This is a genomic window from Prevotella intermedia ATCC 25611 = DSM 20706 (assembly GCF_001953955.1).
Classification (GTDB): Bacteria; Bacteroidota; Bacteroidia; order Bacteroidales; family Bacteroidaceae; genus Prevotella; species Prevotella intermedia.
Genome location: NZ_CP019300.1, coordinates 410,313 through 427,940, shown reverse-complemented (window position 1 = coordinate 427,940; position 17,628 = coordinate 410,313). Strand labels below are relative to the sequence as shown.

The window sequence follows — 17,628 nt, the reverse complement described above, 5'->3', positions numbered from 1 at the left end:
ATTCTTTTAAAATAAAATTCGTAAATTTGACAAACAACTAATAAAAACGTATATATGACAATAGAAAACTTAGTGCAAAGCATATTAAATGCCTCGTGGGGCATATATCTTGTATTCATCTTCATCTTTATATTTATGAGGATTCCGAAACGGAAAATATTTGCACCTTATCGGAGGTCGCGTGGATTTATGGTGGTGGCTTTTTTCTTTCTCTTTTCGCAGATATTTTTGGGGTGGACACTACCTAAAAATACACTTCCAGCAGAAGTTCTTGCTGCTTTCGATACACCTTTCTTTTATATGGAGCTTATATTTTTATGTTTAGCTTTCTTTCATTTGCTCGACCATTCTTTCGGAACATTCAAACGTGTGCTATTCGATTTGTTGTCGTGGTGCGCAGTATGTGCCACCTGTCTGACATCTCTAACCACTAAGAATCATACGTTTCAAATAATATTGGCTTTTGTCGGAGGGGGTATGCTGATATGTTTTACCATTGTTTGTGTTCTTCGCTTCCTTAGGTTGCATAAGATAGCGCGTGCACAACTCGATAATTATTATACCGACCAAATGTATAATTTCGTGCTTTGGATACGCCGAAGCATTATGTTCATTGTTCTTCTTGGAGTCTTCAGCGTTGTAGTGCTTTTTGCACCTTATATATTTAGAGTGGTTTACTTTGTGGCAGCAACCATTATGAATGTCTATATAGCCGTGTCGTTCATTAACTATTCGTTCGTATTTGAAAGGGTAGAACGTTCTTTTAGATTAAGTTACGAACAACAAATCTTGTTGAAAAAAACTCAATCCCGTACCTCAAGCATTAAAAAGGAAGATATTTTAACCGAAGCACAAAAGGGATTAATGCGTATTTGGCTTTCAAATGAGGAGTACTGTAATTCGGATTTGACTATTGATTCGGTAGCTCGTGAAATAAAAACTAACCGCAGTTACCTATCAAGATATATTAACGAGACTTACAATTCTAACTTCAGCAGTTGGATAAGCAGCTTGCGTATTCGCAAAGCCAAGCAAATTATGCAGTCGGACACAACGCTCACGATAGAGGAGATTGCTTATAAAGTGGGTTTTTCGTCAAGCAGCTACTTCATTCAAATCTTTTTACGACTGGAAGGTACTACCCCTTTGCGTTGGCTCAATACACGGCAAAAAGTGTAAGCGTATGCATTACATATCCTCCATTTCGGTTCTTTGTTCGTCAGTAGATTGTATTTTTATATCGCGGAACGAGGTGGGCGATACACCGAAGAAGTTACGGAAAAGGCGGTTGTAAGTGCTTCGCGAATTGAACCCTGCCATCAATCCTGTGTCGTTAATGTTCATATCGGGCCGCCCTACCAACAATGCAGCTGCATAGCGTAGGCGATAGCGCGTAATAAACTCAGATATGGTAAGTCCGTCGGCATACTTCCTGATGGCACTTCCTAAGTATGTTCGGTTTGTATTTAACAGCGTAGCCATCGTATCGCGATTAAAGTCTGGGTCGCGATAAGGCTTGTCCCTATCCATCATTTGGCAAGTTTCTATAAACAAACGTTCTTCCATCGTTAGCTTTTCTTCGGATAAAGTTTCCAGCGAAGCAAGGTTCAAGCGTTCCGTCAGTTTGAAACGTTGCACAGTTTTAAACATTATCTTTTCCCGTTGTCTGAGCTTTCGTGTGTAAATATAATAAATCACACCTAATAATATAGATACCAACAGCGCACCTAAGGATATGGCTAAGTTTGCATTTGCCTGATTTTTGTTTGCTCGTTCGTTCTCCAATTGGTAGTTCACGCTCATTTCGTTGAGTTGGTTACGCATATATTCTTCTTCCAGACTATCGCGTTTTTCCATCAAACTGCTGTATAGTTGCGATGCTTCCTTGTATCTACCAGCACTGTTTAAGATGTTGGCGTGGTCGATGAGTAGGCTGTTCATACCCATAGCATCGTTAATTTCGGCACTTATTTTCAAGCAAATATCGCTGTATTTCAGAGCATTCTTATAGTCTTTCTTGCACGCCCAAAACTGCGCTATACTATGATAGTAAGCCGATTTTACCCTTATGGTTTGAGTGTTTATGGTCGAAGCAACCTTTTGCAGATACCCATTAGCTTCATCATAGTTACCCAATTGCATTTGTGCGTCAGCTATTGAAAGGTAACAATAAGAATACCACGGTGTCAAGAGCAATAAAGATTTGCCTTCTTTCTTTGTCTTTTCTGCATAATCGTTTAGCTTTTTCTCCCACTCCTGAGCAACCTTTAGCATTTGGTCGTATTTTCTTTCATTATACAAAGCATCGGTATAGTTTGAATAAATCAGTACGAGCAGGCGGTTATTGTGTTTCAGTTTCTTGGCATATTCAAGAGCAATGGCGAAGTGTTTCAACGATATGACACCATCGTACATACCTGCGTAGATTTCTCCCAATAGGTTGTTTGCCACAGCAAGCCCATATCCGTTTTTCCGTTTCTTCGCATCGGCAAACAATTCTTTAGCCTCTGAAAGTGCATGAATGATTTTCTCAGTGTAGAAATACTGTTCTACCAAAAGCGACCACATTTCATAATAGTAGTCGGTATAGCCGTGAGTTATCATTTTACTCATAGCTTCGGGCAGTTCTTTCTGGAGTTCTTTGGTCTTGTCGTAATTGTAATAATAGCCTATCAAACGTTTCAAGCCATACAACTCATGGGGTATTGAAGTATGCTTTTGTGCTTCTGCAATATAAATTTTCAATAGTTCGTATTGCTTTTTGTCGTCTTTTCCAATGGCATCATCGCAGATATTGCGCAAATAGGGCAATTGTTTCTCTTTTGGCAATTGCTGCATTTTGCTATGAACAGTGGCAGGATTTACGCCAGCAAACGCAACAGAAAAACCAGCTATAAAGATATAAAGCGCACAGAAAATAGTTTTAAAGAAACTGGGTAGAGTAGGTTTCAAATTGTGTACAGGTCGCTTCATATCAATAATAACTTCATATTTTTACAGGTTAATTAAGCTAAAAACGCATCGAGATTCTATTTCTGTAAGGGCTCCTACAACAGTTCGGGCAGTTCGTATAGCTTCGTGCCGTTGCTACCTTTTATTAATATGTAGTGTTCCTTGGGCTGACAGCGGGCTATTTCCGCTTTTACTTCCTCAACGTCCTTGAACTTTTTAAAGGTAGTATCGGTTTTTCCGAAGTCCTCGCCCACAAGCCAAACGTTCGTAATGCCTGCTGCCACAAGCAAGTCTACCACTTTTTGGTGTTCCTCGGCAGTTGCTTCGCCCAATTCGCGCATATCGCCAAGTATTGCCATCTTGTTGTCTACTGCCATCAAACGGAAGTTTTCTATGGCTGCTGCCATACTCGAAGGGTTGGCATTGTAGGCATCTACAACGAGTTTGTTGTTCGGTGTTTCAGTAAGTTGCGAACGGTTGTTGCTCGGTATATAGTTTTCCAATGCGTGGCAAATTTGCTGTGGCGCAACACCGAAGTGCAAACCGATGGCAATGGCAGCCAGCATATTGTCTAAATTGTATGCACCGACAAGGTGGGTCAGCACTTCTTTCCATTCGCCCCCTGCTTCGTGCCAACGGAAACGCAGGAAAGGCGCACAGTCTACCACCTCACCTTGCACATTCGCTGTTTCGTCCTGACCATACGAAACCACACGTTCAAAATCGCGTTGCGCAGCCATTTCTGCCAAATCGGCGTTGCTTTCGTTTAGGAAAAGCAGACAGTCGTGCGATTTCAGGTAGTCGTACAGTTCGCCTTTGGTTTGCTTTACGCCTTCAAAACTGCCAAATCCTTGCAGGTGCGCACAACCCACATTGGTAATCAGTCCGCAAGTAGGCTCTGCATATTCAACCAGTTTCGTAATGTCGCCTCTGTGCGATGCTCCCATTTCTATTACGGCAATTTCGTGTTCGGGACGCAGACGCAGCAAGGTTTTAGGCACTCCCACATCGTTGTTGAAGTTGCCTTCGGTATGCAAAACATTGAATTTCTCTGCCAGTACAGCCGATATTAGTTCTTTTGAAGTGGTTTTTCCGTTTGTGCCCGTAATACCTATTACAGGTATTTGGAATGTGCGGCGGTGTGCCCTTGCTATTTCCTTGTAGGCAACAAGGGCGTCATCTACGAGTATAATGCGGTCGTTTCCCGTTTCGGCATACTCTTTTTCGTCGATAATGGCATAGCTGCAACCTTTTTCCAATGCAGCTTTTGCAAATTTATTACCATCGAACGAAGCTCCTTTCAGTGCAATGAATATGCTGCCCTCGGGGCAATTGCGACTGTCGGTTGTTATAACAGGGTGCTGTTCGTATAGTTTGTACAATTCTTTGCTGTCCATATCTTCGAGTTTTTAATATATGCAAAGGTAATGGAAATAGTAGAAACATCAAAGAAATAGACTGCTTTTATTAGGCAAGGAATGCAGAACGATGGAACTGCAGAGATATGATTGTTTCAGTACAAAGCCACTGTACAGCCGCCGTACTCATCTTATAACCATACCAGACTTGTTCAATAACCTAACCATCTCATAGCTTTTATATGCAAAAGTCTACGGTTTCATCGGGCTTTCGGTAGATTAACACGAGTTGTTTTATGAACGGAAAGAAGATAATAAAAGTGTAAATATTTTTCACAAGAGCGACTATCGTCTAACCATCTGTTCATCAATGCATTACAAAACCTATTGTTTTGCATTCCAAAAGCGGCTGTTTTGCACGGTAAAAGCGTAGGTTTTGCATTGCAAAAGAGCCGCTTTCGCAATGTCAAAGCGCAGTTATCACTTTTTAACAAAATAATCTTTACAAAGTTAGATTGAAAATCTCTCACTATTTTATTATGAGGCTTACCGAAAGAATACTTATACGATTGCTTGCTTATCCTGCTTTCTTATGCTGAACTCACGTGTAGGGCAAGAAACAAAAATCCCGCAAACTCGTTTTGAGTTTGCGGGACTTGGAGTTATGTAAACTATCTAAAATCAATCGTTAAATAGTCCGTCAAGTAGGATTGGAACCACAACATGGTTGTCGTTCCTACGATTATGAACGGTGGTTGTCGTCGCGACGTGGGCGGCGTTCGCCTCTGTCGGCACGTGGACGACGCTGTGGCTCTACATAGCCTTCAGGTTTTTCGAGTAAGCAACGGCGTGAAAGCTTGTACTTACCAGTCTTAGGGTCGATGTCGAGGAGCTTAACCTGAAGTTTGTCGCCTTCCTTAATGCCTGCTTCTTCAACAGTTTCGAGACGCTTCCAGTCGATTTCTGAAATATGGAGCAAGCCGTCCTTGCCTGGCATAATCTCAACAAAGCAACCGTAAGGCATAATAGAACGAACTGTTCCTTCGTAAACCTCACCGATTTCTGGTACAGCAACAATCGACTTAATCTTGCCCATTGCTGCGTTGATAGCACTCTTGTTAGGTGCAGAAACTTGGATTTTACCAACGCCATCAACCTCGTCTATGGTGATGGTAGCACCGCTTTCTTCCTGCATCTGCTGGATAATCTTACCGCCAGGACCGATGATAGCACCGATAAATTCTTTTGGAATTTCGAGTGCTTCAATACGTGGAACCTGTGGTTTCATCTCCTCGCGTGGTTCAGAAATGGTTTCTACTATCTTGCCGAGAATGTATTCGCGAGCTTGTTTTGCCTGCATAAGTGCCTTCTCGAGGATTTCAAACGAAAGTCCGTCGCACTTAATATCCATCTGTGTCGCTGTAATACCGTCGCGAGTACCTGTTGTCTTGAAGTCCATATCGCCCAAGTGGTCCTCGTCGCCAAGAATATCGCTCAGTACGGCATACTTTTCTTCACCTGGATTCTTAATCAAGCCCATTGCAATACCCGATACAGGCTTCTTGATAGGCACACCAGCGTCCATCAAAGCAAGTGTTCCAGAGCATACGGTAGCCATAGAAGAAGAGCCGTTAGACTCCAACACCTGACTTACAAGGCGCACTGTGTAAGGGAAATCTTCTGGTATCATGCCCTTCAAACCGCGCCAAGCCAAGTGTCCATGACCAATTTCGCGACGGCCAACACCACGTTGCGCCTTTGCCTCGCCCGTACAGAAAGGAGGGAAATTATAATGAAGAAGGAAACGTTGGTAGCTCTTGTCGAGCACGTTGTCTACCATCTTCTCGTCCAACTTCGTACCCAATGTACAAGTAGCGAGTGCCAATGTTTCGCCACGTTGGAAGTATGCGCTTCCGTGAGGCATAGGAAGTGGGTCTACTTCGCACCATATTGGGCGAATTTCATCGCATGCACGGCCGTCCATGCGCTTACCTGTATCAAGAACGCTGCGGCGCATTGAGTCGCGCTGTACATCAGCGTAGTAACGTTCAATCTGTGCGTGTTTTTCCTCGAGGTCGTCTTCCGAAAGGTCGGTATGTGCTGCATCGTAGCGTTCAATGAAGTCCGACTTAATCTTGTCGTAAACTTCTTCGCGGTGCTTCTTGTCGTTGTCGCCACTCTGTGCCTGTGCATAGCAAGCATCATACGTTTCTTTCTTCACCTGCTCGCGGAGCTCTTCGTCATTCACTTCGTCGCAATATTCGCGCTTAACGTCTGTACCGAGTTCCTTTGCAAGTTCTTCCTGTATTTCGCACATAGGCTTGATAGCGTCGTGCGCTGCCTTGAGGGCATTGATAAGGTCTTGTTCTGACACCTCGTCCATTTCGCCCTCCACCATCATAATGTTGTCCTTGGTGGCACCAACCATAATATCCATATCGGCTTCCTCCATTTGTTCGAAGGTTGGGTCGATGATATATTCTCCGTTTACACGTGCTACACGCACTTCAGAGATTGGGTGTTCGATAGGAATATCCGAGCATTGCATAGCTACCGATGCTGCAAATCCTGCCAAAGCATCGGGCATATCAACGCCGTCAGCTGAAAGAAGCATTACTGTAACGAACACTTCTGTGTGATAATCTGAAGGGAAAAGAGGACGAAGCACACGGTCTACAAGACGCGATGTGAGAATTTCGTCGTCGTTGGCTTTGCCTTCGCGCTTTGTGAAACCACCAGGGAAGCGGCCTGCGGCAGCATACTGCTCGCGATAATCTACTTGCAAAGGCATAAAGTCTGTACCTGGAACTGCCTCTTTGGCTGCACAAACTGTTGCGAGGAGCACGGTGTTTCCCATTCTGATTACTGCCGCGCCATCGGCTTGCTTTGCAACCTTTCCAGTTTCAATTGTGATGTTTCTTCCATCAGCCAATTGAAGAGTTTTCGTAATTACGTTCATCTAAAATTTAAAATACTTATTGTTTTGACCTAACATCATAAGGAAAAGTAAAGACCACAAAAAGGCAAAAGAACAATTATAGTTTTGCCTTGTGAAGCGTTTACTTATTCCGCATAACTTTTTAAAATCGCACAAAATTAAGGATTAATTGCTGAACAGACGAATAAAAGTCCATTTATTTTTTGCTTTAACTTGTTTTTCAGCCATTTCACCCTAATCGATAGGCATTTATGTACGATTCGTTGGACTTTCTCATTCCAATTCGATGAGCGCACGGCAACTTTGCAACTTGGTTGCGCAACCTTTTGTTTACCTTTGCATCGAAATCAGTAACAAAACATAAAAAGCGATGAAGAAAAAAGTTATAAGAATCATTCTTACGTCCGTGCTGCTATTGTTGGCATGGATTGTAGAGCGCAATTGCAATTTGCCAACGTGGCAAATGCTTGTTGTTTACCTTATTCCTTACTTGCTTATCAGCTACGATGTGTTGGGCGAAGCGGTGGAAGGAATTATGGAGGGCAACCCTTTCGACGAGAATTTCCTTATGTCTGTTGCCACAATAGGTGCCTTCGTGGTCGGCTTTTTGCCCAACGGAGAACCGCAATTCTTGGAAGGTGTCTTCGTTATGCTGTTCTTCCAAGTGGGCGAACTGTTTGAACACTACGCCGAAGACAAGACGCGAGACTCCATTTCCGACCTTATGGATATACGCCCTGATACGGCAAATGTGGAAAGAAACGGCGAAACCATTGTGGTAAACCCCGCTACCGTTGCCGTTGGCGAGGTGGTTTTGGTGAAGCCAGGCGAAAAGATTCCACTCGATGGCGAGGTCGTTGAGGGCAGCTCAAGTTTGAATACGGTAGCCCTGACAGGCGAAAGCATACCCAAAGATGTAACGCTTGGCGATGCTGTTGTGTCGGGTTGTGTGAATATTTCGGGCTTGTTGAAGGTGAAAGTGAGCAAGACTTTCAGCAATTCTACCGCATCAAGGATATTGAATTTGGTAGAAGAAGCGAGCGAAAGCAAGTCGAAAAGCGAATCGTTTATTCGTCGTTTTGCACGTGTTTACACACCAATCGTGGTTATTTCAGCCCTCTTTTTAGCGTTCATTCCGCCATTTTTTGCAGCAAGCTACAGCGATGCGCTGTCTACTTGGCTCTACCGTGCGCTTACTTTCCTTATTGTAAGTTGTCCTTGTGCCTTGGTTATCTCTATTCCGTTGTCGTTCTTCTGCGGTATTGGTGGTGCAGGACACGTCGGCATTCTTATAAAAGGTGGCAACTATATGGAAGCATTAGCCCGTGCCAAAACAATTGTATTCGACAAGACGGGTACGCTTACACACGGCGTTTTCGAGGTCGAAGCCGTTCACCCGAACGAACTTTCGGAACAAGAACTCCTGCATCTTGCTGCCCACGTGGAGCAGTATTCCAACCACCCCATTGCGGCAGCACTGCGCAATGCCCACAAGGGAACGTCGTGCGAATGTAAGATAGAAAACACGAAAGAAGTTGCCGGGCAAGGTATTTTTGCCGAAATCAACGGTAAAAAAGTGTGTGTCGGCAATGCGAAAATGATGGAGTCAATCGGTGCAACGATAGCAACTTGCGAAAAATGCCAACACCTTAAAGGCACTACGATATATGTTGCGTTGGACGGAGAACATGCCGGACACATCGTAATATCCGACCAAATAAAATCAGATGCTGCACCTGCGATTGCCGCACTGAAGAAAGCGGGCATAGAAAAAACCGTAATGCTGACGGGCGACCGCAAGGAAGTGGCTGCGTTTGTAGCTGAACAACTGAGCATAGACGAGCATTACAGCGAGCTGATGCCTGCCGACAAGGTGGCGTATGTAGAACGCTTGCTGGGCGAAAAGCCTGCCGACGGCACACTCGCCTTTGTCGGCGACGGCATAAACGACGCCCCCGTATTGGCTCGTGCCGACATCGGCATAGCGATGGGAGCACTCGGAAGCGATGCTGCAATTGAGGCTGCCGACGTCGTTTTAATGGACGACAAACCTTCAAAAATAGCCAAAGCCATCGGTATTTCTCGTCGTACTATCGGCATAGCGCGCCAGAACGCAGTGTTTGCCATCGGTATTAAGGTGGCAGTGCTTGCACTTTCTACCGTCGGCGTCGCAACAATGGGAATGGCAGTGTTTGCCGATGTGGGCGTAATGGTGCTTGCCGTGCTCAATGCTACCCGCGCTTTAAGGGTAAAATAAGTAGTTCGCACCTATCTCGAGAAAACAATATGCCAACACAAAAAACAAGATAATAAATAGAAACAAAACTGTAATTAAGTGCCTTCATATTGCTATTTATGCTTTATGAAGGCATTTTTTATATCGCAAAAATCGCTTTGTTCGATATAAATAAGTACTTTTGCAAAAAATAAATAGACTTATTCAATGGGGATTACAATTACAAAAAAGGTACTTTATCGTGAAATCGTAGATTACATTATGATTGCTATCGGGTGTATCTCGTATAGCATTGGTTGGACCATCTTCCTACTACCCAACAACATCAGTACAGGTGGCGTGGCAGGTTTGTCGTCTATTTTGTTTTGGGCATGGGATATTAAGGTATCTGTTACCTACTTCGTTATGAACGCTCTTCTTTTGTCGTTCGCCCTCAAGACACTTGGTTGGCGGTTCTGTGTTAAAACTATCTACGGCGTATTGGTTATGACTTTCGCGGTAGGATTTATGCGCGAGGCTTTCCCAAACCCTACTATCTTGAACGACCAGCCGTTTATGGTTGCCCTCATAGGTTCGCTGTTCTGCGGCTTAGGCTTAGGTTTCTGCCTCTCATACAACGGTAGTTCGGGCGGTTCCGACATTGTAGCAGCCATCGTTAATAAATATCACGACATCTCTCTCGGCCGTGTGCTTATCTTGGTCGATACCTCTATCGTTACATTAAGTTATGTAGTGCTGAAAGATTGGGAGCGTGTAATCTATGGTTACCTTTGCTTGGCCATTGTGTCGTTCGTGTTAGACCAAGTTGTAAATGCAGGCAGGCGGTCTGTTCAGTTCCTTATTATCTCGGAACGATACGAAGAAATATGCAAGCAGATTACAGAAACGCCACCCCATCGTGGTTGCACGACGATAGATGCGCACGGCTATTACAGCGGACAAAACACGAAAGTGGTATTGGTTGTTACACGCCAGCGAGAAGCCAGAATGCTCTACCACCTCATCAACGATATCGACCCACACGCCTTTGTAACGCAAAGTCAGGTAATGAGTGTATTCGGGCACGGCTTCGACAAGTTCAAAGTAAAGAGCAAAACAGCAAAAAGCAACAGCGGAACAATCGCTTAAGAAACGAAATAAAACAAGCAGGTGTGTCAAAAACAGAACTTGACACACCCGTTTTTTGTACTAAAACACTTACACAAGCTTATCCTTATACGCTTCAGTCCCCAATAACGAACCGTACATTTTCCTTATTTCACAGCATAACAACTACGCCCTTTGGCTTTGTTTAAAGGCAGTTCTACCCATCAAAACTTTTATTTGCCAAATTCTTTACGTGTAGAAAAATATTTATTTACACGTAAAGAAATATTTACTTACACGTTGAAAAAGAATTATTTACATGTAAGTAATTTGCCAATGTGCTGTTTTTACAAAATAAAATATTGGGGAAAGCCTTGTAAGGGTGTGATTTGTCACATTCTTAAGAACGATAAATACAACACAAAACTTGAGAAGATAAAGTTGCAAAGTACAAAGGAAACGTTCCCGAGCCTATAACAAAGATAAGAAAGAGAACTCTATGTGCGCAGAAAAAGAAAAGTGCGTGCGCCAAAGAATAGTCTGACGCACGCGCTTGAAAAAACGGTTGATTGTTGTTGAAACAATGTTTTGATTATTGCATAACCTTAATAGCAAGGTTGCCTTGTCGTATTATAATAATGTGTCCTGCTGGCAAAGATACGGTAGCTTCGCCGTTTGCATCGGTAAGACCTGTGCTAAGCAGCTTACCAGATGCATCGTAGATGTTGTAGTTCTTTTCGGCTTGCAAGCCCATAACAACGATGTTGCCGTTGTGGCGTACCACTTTCACGGCTTCCGCCTGAGCGTTGTGAATGCCGTTGTCAACATCGAACACGGCTGCTAAAACGCCATATTGGTTGATTTTAAACGTGTTGCCAGTAATGTCCTTGCCGTCGAGCATTGCCTTTACAAACTTATAACCTGAAATTGGTGTAGCTTCAATCTTCACGTCCTTGCCTTTTTCGATAGGTGTCCATTCAGGAACATTCTTTTCTTCAACGATTGTCTTGAAAGAACCTTGCGTATTTTCCTCGAAGCGCAGGCGCACTGTGTTGCAGCCAGAGCCATCGCCTGTAACGTTCATCTTCCAGTTCTTGCCCTCCAACAGTGCATTGTCGCAGGTAGCCGAGCCTGTATTGCCTTTTATCAGCAATACTGCCTCATCGTCTTTCTTAGCCTTTGGAATTGTGAAGAGAATGTCGTTAATGGTACAAGCATCGAGTTGGTTGTTGTCCAAGTCGAGTTTGCGGAGCAAAGGATTCTTTGAAAGGTCGATGTTTGTAAGCTGATTGCCCGATAAATCGAGGAATTTCAGCTTAGGGAACTTTGTTACGTCAAGTTCCTTCATGCCACAATCTTCCATATCAATCCACTTCAAATAAGGTTTGTTGCTTAAATCGGGGAATGTGGTATAGTCGTTGTTTCCTGCCGTAATGTTTTCGAGCTTATGGTTCTTGCTGAGGTCTAATTCTGTCAATCCCATACCAGCGCACGCCAATACTTCAAGCTCGGGGTTCATTTTTATATCTAATTTGCCCACCTTGTTGTAGCTGCCATAGAACTCTTCCAGTTCAGGAAGCTTGCTAAGGTCGATGGTTGTCAGTCGGTTATCGGTGATGGCAAGTTCGCGAAGCTTAGGAAGTTGAGACAAATCGAGCTCCGTAATCTTGTTCATCATAAGGTCAAGGGTTTCCAGGTGGACGTTCTTTCCTAACTCACAAGTTACCAACTTGCCTGCTTGTGCCTTGAAGGCAGCTAAGTCGGCGTACACTTTAATGACGTCGTTAGGCTCTACTTCCAACTGTATAGAGTTGGTAACCTTCTTGTTCAGCGTGTAGTCGTTCTTCTGTCCGTCCTGTTCTATCTGAATGTTCTGGTTGTCTTTGATGCCCTTCATCTCTAAATACAGATAGATTGGCTTAGGTTCGCCATCTTCGTCGTATTCAATCTTTGCGTTCGGGTCTACCCTTAAGGTGAAGTTTGGCTTATCTTCGGGAGTCTCAATGCTTGGTTCGGGGTCTCCGTTCTTCACGCAATAAACCATCGCTTTCCACCCTGGCATAGTGGTAGCAGCATAGCAACCAACCGAAAGACCGCCATCGGCAGCGGTTGAACTTATTCTGATGGGCAGATTTTCAGGTGTTCCCTTGATTATTTTGAGCGGTTCTTGCTTTGCCCAACCCCACAAATAGTCGCCACTGTCGGGGTCTTTTTCGCAAGAAAGCTCGATTAATCCGTTGTAAATGCGAAGTTCGTCTTCTTCGCCGAACTCTATTTTCTCGAATATAATGGTAATATGCGAGTCTGAATTTCTTGGTTTCAGACGTTGAAGGGTGTAAGCATAGTTGCCTCGCATACCTTTTTCGGGGCCGCCATAATCGTAATACTCCATTGGTTTTCCTTGTTCGATTTCCTTTTCAAACCAAGGTCCTTCACTGCCAGGTTGGAATATCCAGCCAGCACTTTGGGCAAACGATGTGAGAATACCCACGATTAGGAACACAAAAGTTAAATAGACTTTTTTCATAATGATGTGATGTTTTAAAATTGTTCGACTATAAATATTGAAATAATCAATTAATTGATTTATCTGTTTAGTTGATTGTTGGTAGTTGCAAAGGTACGAATAACCAAGGTAAAACACGAAGTTTATTGTGCGTTTTTGGGGTTTCAGGAAAGTCTGTAGCGACTTTTGGTTGACTTCTACTGTTTTTGTGAGTGCATTTTAACGCTTGTAGTTCAAATAAAAAGCAGTATCTTTGCAGTATGAAAATAGGAACGATAGATTTTGGAGAACGTCCTTTGTTCTTGGCACCGATGGAAGATGTAACCGATATAGGCTTCCGTAAAATGTGCAAACGCTTCGGTGCGGCAATGGTCTATACAGAGTTTGTGTCGGCAGATGCAGTCATACGTAGTATAAAATCGACACTCAACAAGATTGTTATTGACGAAGAGGAACGCCCTGTAGGTATTCAGATATATGGAAAAGATGTTGAATCGATGGTTGAGGCTGCCAAGATAGTAGAGCAGGTAAAGCCCGATGTAATCGACATAAACTTTGGTTGTCCCGTGAAGAAGGTAGCCAATAAAGGGGCAGGTTCGGGTATGTTGAAGAACATACCGTTGCTATTGGAGATAACACGCGAGGTTGTGAAGGCTGTAAACACGCCCGTTACGGTGAAAACACGCTTGGGTTGGGACGATAACAACCTTATTATAACCGACCTTGCCGAACAACTTCAGGACTGTGGAGTACAGGCATTGACTATCCACGGTCGCACCCGCGCACAGATGTACACAGGTGAAGCCGACTGGACGCTTATAGGTGAAGTGAAAAAAAATCCACGCATACACATTCCGATAATAGGAAATGGCGATGTAACCAGCGTTTCCGATGCGCAAAAGCGTTTCGACAGCTATGGCGTAGATGCCGTAATGATAGGCAGAGCAACCTTTGGCTGCCCATGGTTGTTTAGCGAAACCGATGCTCCAGATACCCAAAAACTTACTTTGGACGATAAAATCGACATTTTGGAAGAGATGTTGCGCATCAATGTAGAGAAGATTGACGAGTATAGAGGCATATTGCATACCCGCCGACACCTTGCTGCGTCGCCCATTTTCAAAGGTGTTCCTGATTTCAAGCAAACACGAATTGCGATGCTTCGAGCTAACAAAATGGACGAACTCATCGGTATTTTGGAGAATTGCAGAGAACGTTTGCGGACACTTTGACGTGAATACAGCCACCGAAAACGTTAAATGTTTTATGGAGGAACCCACTTCGTTTCTCGTTTTTATTGGCTATCTTTGCAAACTACAAGTCTATTTATTCGTGATAAAGACAGACGAAAGAAGGTATGAATGAAGATTTCGATATAAGAGAAGAGCGATTTACAACAGCCGAAAAGGAATTTGAAAACGCACTGCGACCGCCGAAGTTCGACGACTTCAGCGGGCAAGACAAGGTGGTAGAGAACCTTCGGGTGTTTGTTGAAGCTGCCAAATATCGTGGCGAACCACTCGACCACACGTTGCTTCACGGGCCTCCGGGACTGGGAAAAACCACGTTGAGCAACATTATTGCCAATGAGTTGGGCGTCGGTTTTAAGATTACTTCGGGTCCTGTACTCGATAAACCGGGCGATTTGGCAGGTATTCTTACATCGCTCGAACCCAACGATGTGCTGTTCATTGACGAAATTCACCGCCTTTCTCCCGTTGTTGAAGAATACCTTTATTCGGCAATGGAGGACTATCGAATCGACATTATGATAGACAAAGGTCCTTCAGCACGCTCTATTCAGATAGACTTAAATCCGTTTACACTCGTTGGAGCGACTACTCGCAGCGGACTTTTAACGGCTCCTTTGCGTGCTCGTTTTGGCATTAATCTGCATTTAGAGTATTATGCGCCCGAAACTTTGAGTCGCATTATAAAGCGTTCTGCCAACCTGTTGAAGGTGCCTATTGAAGGCGATGCTGCCGTTGAAATAGCCCGACGCTCACGCGGTACGCCCCGTATTTGCAATGCCTTGCTGCGTCGTGTACGCGATTTCGCACAGGTAAAAGGCAACGGAACCATCGACCACGCTATCGCACAGTCGTCGTTGCAATCGCTGAATATCGACAAATACGGCCTTGACGAGATAGACAACAAGATACTTCTGACCATTATCGACAAGTTTCGTGGAGGCCCTGTCGGCGTTTCTACCATTGCAACGGCTATCGGCGAAGATGCAGGAACGCTGGAAGAGGTTTACGAACCTTATCTTATTATGGAAGGATTCATCAAGCGAACGCCACGCGGACGTATGGCAACAGAGTTGGCTTACGAACATCTTGGCAAGACAATGCGCGGTTCGGCGGTAGGCGAACCTTCGCTCTTTGAATAACAATGGCTTGAGGTGCCCGTGCGGTACCTCAAGTACGACTTCTCTAAACTGCAATAAAGAAAAAATCAAATAAAAAGTATTTTTTCTTGTTTTCTTTGCCACAAAATCGCAACAACTTACGTCTATACCAATACAAACAAATTAAAAACTCTTTAAAAGAATACGATTATGAGAACATTATTCATTTCACTTGCCCTCTTGGCAGTAAGTATGGTTGCTAAAGCACAAAACGTTGAAAGCATTTTTGAGCAGTTCAAAAATCACGAAAACGTAGAATTGGTAGACGTTCCTAAAGAATTGCTGGCTCTTGGCTTAAAGGCTTCGGGCAATAAAGATGCACAAAATTGGGTAGATAAGATAGACCATCTGCGCGTATTGTCGCTCGAAGAAGCTACCAAAGCTACAAAGGAAGAATTTCAAAAGGCAGTGGAAGCCTTCAATTGGAAGGGCTACGACGAAATGGTAAAAGTGAATTCGGAAGGTTCAAAGGTCAGAATTATGACGCAAGGTACCGATGAAGTTATCAAACGTATAGTTATCTACGCCGTAGAAGAGGACGAATGCGCCTTTGTAGTAATAGATGGCAACATCGCTCCGAAAGACATTGATGGCATCATAGATAGTGCAACATCAAAGTAAGAATATGAGAAAGCTACTTTTTATATTTGTTCTTGTTCTAAGCACGAGCACCGTAAGTGCCAGCCAACGAGTGGGCGAGGACGTGCATAGCCTAATGGCGACATTTAAAAACGCCAAGCATGCAGAGTACAGCCACGTAGGAAAGCTGTTGTTTGCGTTTGCCAAGACCTTTATAAAAGATAGCGACGAAGATGCGCAGGCTATGCTGAAGTGCATCAAATCGGTAAAGACGTTAGACCTTTACCGATGTTCAGACGATGTGAAAAGAAACTTTTGGACACGGGCAAAGCGCATAAACAACAGAAACTACCACGAACTTGTCAGGCAGAACAAGAAAGATGGCTTTTCAAGTGTTCAGATTAAGATGAAGCATGGCGTAGTTCGCGAACTTGTTGTCATTGATGCTGAAGGCTCCGACTGCTCCCTTGTATTGGTGAAAGGTAAAATCCCATTGGGCAAGCTCAGCGAGATTATCAATAGCCAAAGCAAGAAAAAGAAGAAGTAAACACACTCACGAAACAGTTATAAATGGAAGCCTCGCAGTTCAAAGCAATCTTCTTGCCGTGCCATCGCAGACTTTATGTGGTGGCATGGCGTCTGACGGGCAATACGCAGGCTGCCGAAGACCTCGTGCAGGAAACCTTTCTGCGACTCTGGACACGTCGCCATCAGCTTGCCGACATCGACAACCCAGAGGCTTACAGCATTATGACGTTGCGCCGAATATTCTACGATATAAAACGTACAAAGCACATTGATGAAGCCGAACGGGACGTTAGCGAAATGCAACACAAAGCAACCGAGAACCTAAGCGAACGCATTGACGCGCAAGACCAATGGCAACGCATCAGAGCAATGATACTTGCGCTGCCCGACCCGCAAGGAAAGGTGATGCTTATGCGTGATGTGGAAGGGCGGACATACGAAGAAATCAGTGCCGAAACAGGACTTACGGAAGTCAATCTACGTTCTGTTCTGAGTAGGGCACGAAAGAAAATAAGAGAAAGAATAAAGGAAATAAAGCGATAATGGAAACGAAGGAAACAAAGAAACTATTGGAGCGGTTTTACAACGGATTGACCGATGAAACCGAGGAAAAACGTCTTGCGGAGTACTTCTGTAACAACGAGGTAGACGAGGAGTTGCGCGAGGAAGCCGAAATGTTCCTTGCGCTGCAGCAAAATGCTGCCATTGAAGTGCCGTTCGATTTGGAAAACAAGATAGAACGACAAATAAATCAATGGAACACGGTAGAGTCTACGGCGCGCAAAACGGCACGCAAGGCAGGCTTGCGTTGGGTGGTAGGCATTGCAGCCAGTATATTGATATTGCTGGCAGTAGGTGTTTTTGTCGATAAACACGAAGGAAAACAGTTGTCGGATATCGAGAAGACAGACACTTACGATAACCCCGAAGATGCTTATGCCACAGCAAACAAGGCACTCACCAAGTTCTCCGTATCGCTCAACAAGGGGTTGGAATCAATCAATAACATAACAAAACAATCAACAGACAAATAGA

13 protein-coding genes are annotated in these 17,628 nt (G+C 44.0%); 9 read left to right on the top strand and 4 right to left on the bottom strand.

What is annotated here, in order from left to right; genetic code table 11:
* The first annotated feature begins 54 nt into the window (after positions 1-54).
* Entirely contained in the window at positions 55-1,179 is a 1,125-nt protein-coding gene (locus tag BWX39_RS01865; RefSeq protein ID WP_028906046.1) for a helix-turn-helix domain-containing protein, read from the top strand.
* A 9-nt stretch (positions 1,180-1,188) separates the two neighbouring features.
* On the opposite strand, the gene BWX39_RS01860 is transcribed toward BWX39_RS01865, so the two are convergent.
* The 3 genes from BWX39_RS01860 to pnp all read right to left on the bottom strand — a co-directional run bounded on the left by BWX39_RS01860 (position 1,189) and on the right by pnp (position 7,269).
* A complete protein-coding gene (locus BWX39_RS01860; RefSeq protein WP_244271493.1) occupies positions 1,189-2,838 on the bottom strand; it encodes a helix-turn-helix domain-containing protein in 1,650 nt (549 codons plus the stop codon).
* A gap of 209 nt (positions 2,839-3,047) precedes the next feature.
* Positions 3,048-4,349, bottom strand: a complete 1,302-nt coding sequence (locus BWX39_RS01855) for a UDP-N-acetylmuramoyl-tripeptide--D-alanyl-D-alanine ligase (protein WP_028906044.1) — start codon at positions 4,347-4,349, stop codon at positions 3,048-3,050.
* A gap of 703 nt (positions 4,350-5,052) precedes the next feature.
* The gene (pnp, locus tag BWX39_RS01850) at positions 5,053-7,269 is read right to left on the bottom strand and encodes a polyribonucleotide nucleotidyltransferase (protein ID WP_028906043.1); all 2,217 of its coding nucleotides are present in this window, start codon (positions 7,267-7,269) and stop codon (positions 5,053-5,055) included.
* A gap of 349 nt (positions 7,270-7,618) precedes the next feature.
* On the opposite strand from pnp, the gene BWX39_RS01845 reads away from it, so the two are divergent.
* Positions 7,619-9,505, top strand: a complete 1,887-nt coding sequence (locus tag BWX39_RS01845; RefSeq protein WP_028906042.1) for a heavy metal translocating P-type ATPase — start codon at positions 7,619-7,621, stop codon at positions 9,503-9,505.
* A 186-nt stretch (positions 9,506-9,691) separates the two neighbouring features.
* On the top strand, positions 9,692-10,612 hold the full coding sequence (locus BWX39_RS01840; RefSeq protein ID WP_028906041.1) for a YitT family protein: 921 nt from the start codon (positions 9,692-9,694) through the stop codon (positions 10,610-10,612).
* 550 nt (positions 10,613-11,162) lie between these two features.
* Here the strand turns inward: BWX39_RS01840 and BWX39_RS01835 are convergent.
* Complete coding sequence (locus BWX39_RS01835; protein WP_028906040.1) at positions 11,163-13,097, bottom strand: leucine-rich repeat domain-containing protein; 1,935 nt, start codon at positions 13,095-13,097, stop codon at positions 11,163-11,165.
* Between the two features lie 239 nt (positions 13,098-13,336).
* Here BWX39_RS01835 and dusB point away from each other — a divergent pair, with 239 nt between their 5' ends.
* The 6 genes from dusB to BWX39_RS01805 all read left to right on the top strand — a co-directional run bounded on the left by dusB (position 13,337) and on the right by BWX39_RS01805 (position 17,627).
* On the top strand, positions 13,337-14,308 hold the full coding sequence (gene dusB, locus BWX39_RS01830) for a tRNA dihydrouridine synthase DusB (RefSeq protein ID WP_028906039.1): 972 nt from the start codon (positions 13,337-13,339) through the stop codon (positions 14,306-14,308).
* 125 nt (positions 14,309-14,433) lie between these two features.
* The gene (gene ruvB, locus BWX39_RS01825) at positions 14,434-15,468 is read left to right on the top strand and encodes a Holliday junction branch migration DNA helicase RuvB (RefSeq protein WP_028906038.1); all 1,035 of its coding nucleotides are present in this window, start codon (positions 14,434-14,436) and stop codon (positions 15,466-15,468) included.
* 168 nt (positions 15,469-15,636) lie between these two features.
* Complete coding sequence (locus BWX39_RS01820; protein ID WP_028906037.1) at positions 15,637-16,107, top strand: DUF4252 domain-containing protein; 471 nt, start codon at positions 15,637-15,639, stop codon at positions 16,105-16,107.
* Between the two features lie 4 nt (positions 16,108-16,111).
* The gene (locus BWX39_RS01815; protein WP_028906036.1) at positions 16,112-16,612 is read left to right on the top strand and encodes a DUF4252 domain-containing protein; all 501 of its coding nucleotides are present in this window, start codon (positions 16,112-16,114) and stop codon (positions 16,610-16,612) included.
* A 23-nt stretch (positions 16,613-16,635) separates the two neighbouring features.
* Entirely contained in the window at positions 16,636-17,136 is a 501-nt protein-coding gene (locus BWX39_RS01810; protein WP_014709086.1) for an RNA polymerase sigma factor, read from the top strand.
* A complete protein-coding gene (locus BWX39_RS01805; RefSeq protein ID WP_028906035.1) occupies positions 17,136-17,627 on the top strand; it encodes a hypothetical protein in 492 nt (163 codons plus the stop codon). The genes BWX39_RS01810 and BWX39_RS01805 overlap by 1 nt, the downstream gene beginning before the upstream one ends.
* Position 17,628: the final 1 nt, after the last annotated feature.

What these genes read in the sequence shown, in the direction of transcription:
- BWX39_RS01845 (WP_028906042.1), top strand. Translation starts at nt 7,619, where the DNA reads ATGAAGAAAAAAGTTATAAGAATCATTCTTACGTCCGTGCTGCTATTG.
- BWX39_RS01835 (WP_028906040.1), bottom strand. Translation starts at nt 13,097, where the DNA reads ATGAAAAAAGTCTATTTAACTTTTGTGTTCCTAATCGTGGGTATTCTC.
- ruvB (WP_028906038.1), top strand. Translation starts at nt 14,434, where the DNA reads ATGAATGAAGATTTCGATATAAGAGAAGAGCGATTTACAACAGCCGAA.
- BWX39_RS01820 (WP_028906037.1), top strand. Translation starts at nt 15,637, where the DNA reads ATGAGAACATTATTCATTTCACTTGCCCTCTTGGCAGTAAGTATGGTT.
- dusB (WP_028906039.1), top strand. Translation starts at nt 13,337, where the DNA reads ATGAAAATAGGAACGATAGATTTTGGAGAACGTCCTTTGTTCTTGGCA.
- BWX39_RS01865 (WP_028906046.1), top strand. Translation starts at nt 55, where the DNA reads ATGACAATAGAAAACTTAGTGCAAAGCATATTAAATGCCTCGTGGGGC.
- pnp (WP_028906043.1), bottom strand. Translation starts at nt 7,269, where the DNA reads ATGAACGTAATTACGAAAACTCTTCAATTGGCTGATGGAAGAAACATC.
- BWX39_RS01840 (WP_028906041.1), top strand. Translation starts at nt 9,692, where the DNA reads ATGGGGATTACAATTACAAAAAAGGTACTTTATCGTGAAATCGTAGAT.
- BWX39_RS01815 (WP_028906036.1), top strand. Translation starts at nt 16,112, where the DNA reads ATGAGAAAGCTACTTTTTATATTTGTTCTTGTTCTAAGCACGAGCACC.
- BWX39_RS01855 (WP_028906044.1), bottom strand. Translation starts at nt 4,349, where the DNA reads ATGGACAGCAAAGAATTGTACAAACTATACGAACAGCACCCTGTTATA.
- BWX39_RS01810 (WP_014709086.1), top strand. Translation starts at nt 16,636, where the DNA reads ATGGAAGCCTCGCAGTTCAAAGCAATCTTCTTGCCGTGCCATCGCAGA.
- BWX39_RS01860 (WP_244271493.1), bottom strand. Translation starts at nt 2,838, where the DNA reads ATGCAGCAATTGCCAAAAGAGAAACAATTGCCCTATTTGCGCAATATC.
- BWX39_RS01805 (WP_028906035.1), top strand. Translation starts at nt 17,136, where the DNA reads ATGGAAACGAAGGAAACAAAGAAACTATTGGAGCGGTTTTACAACGGA.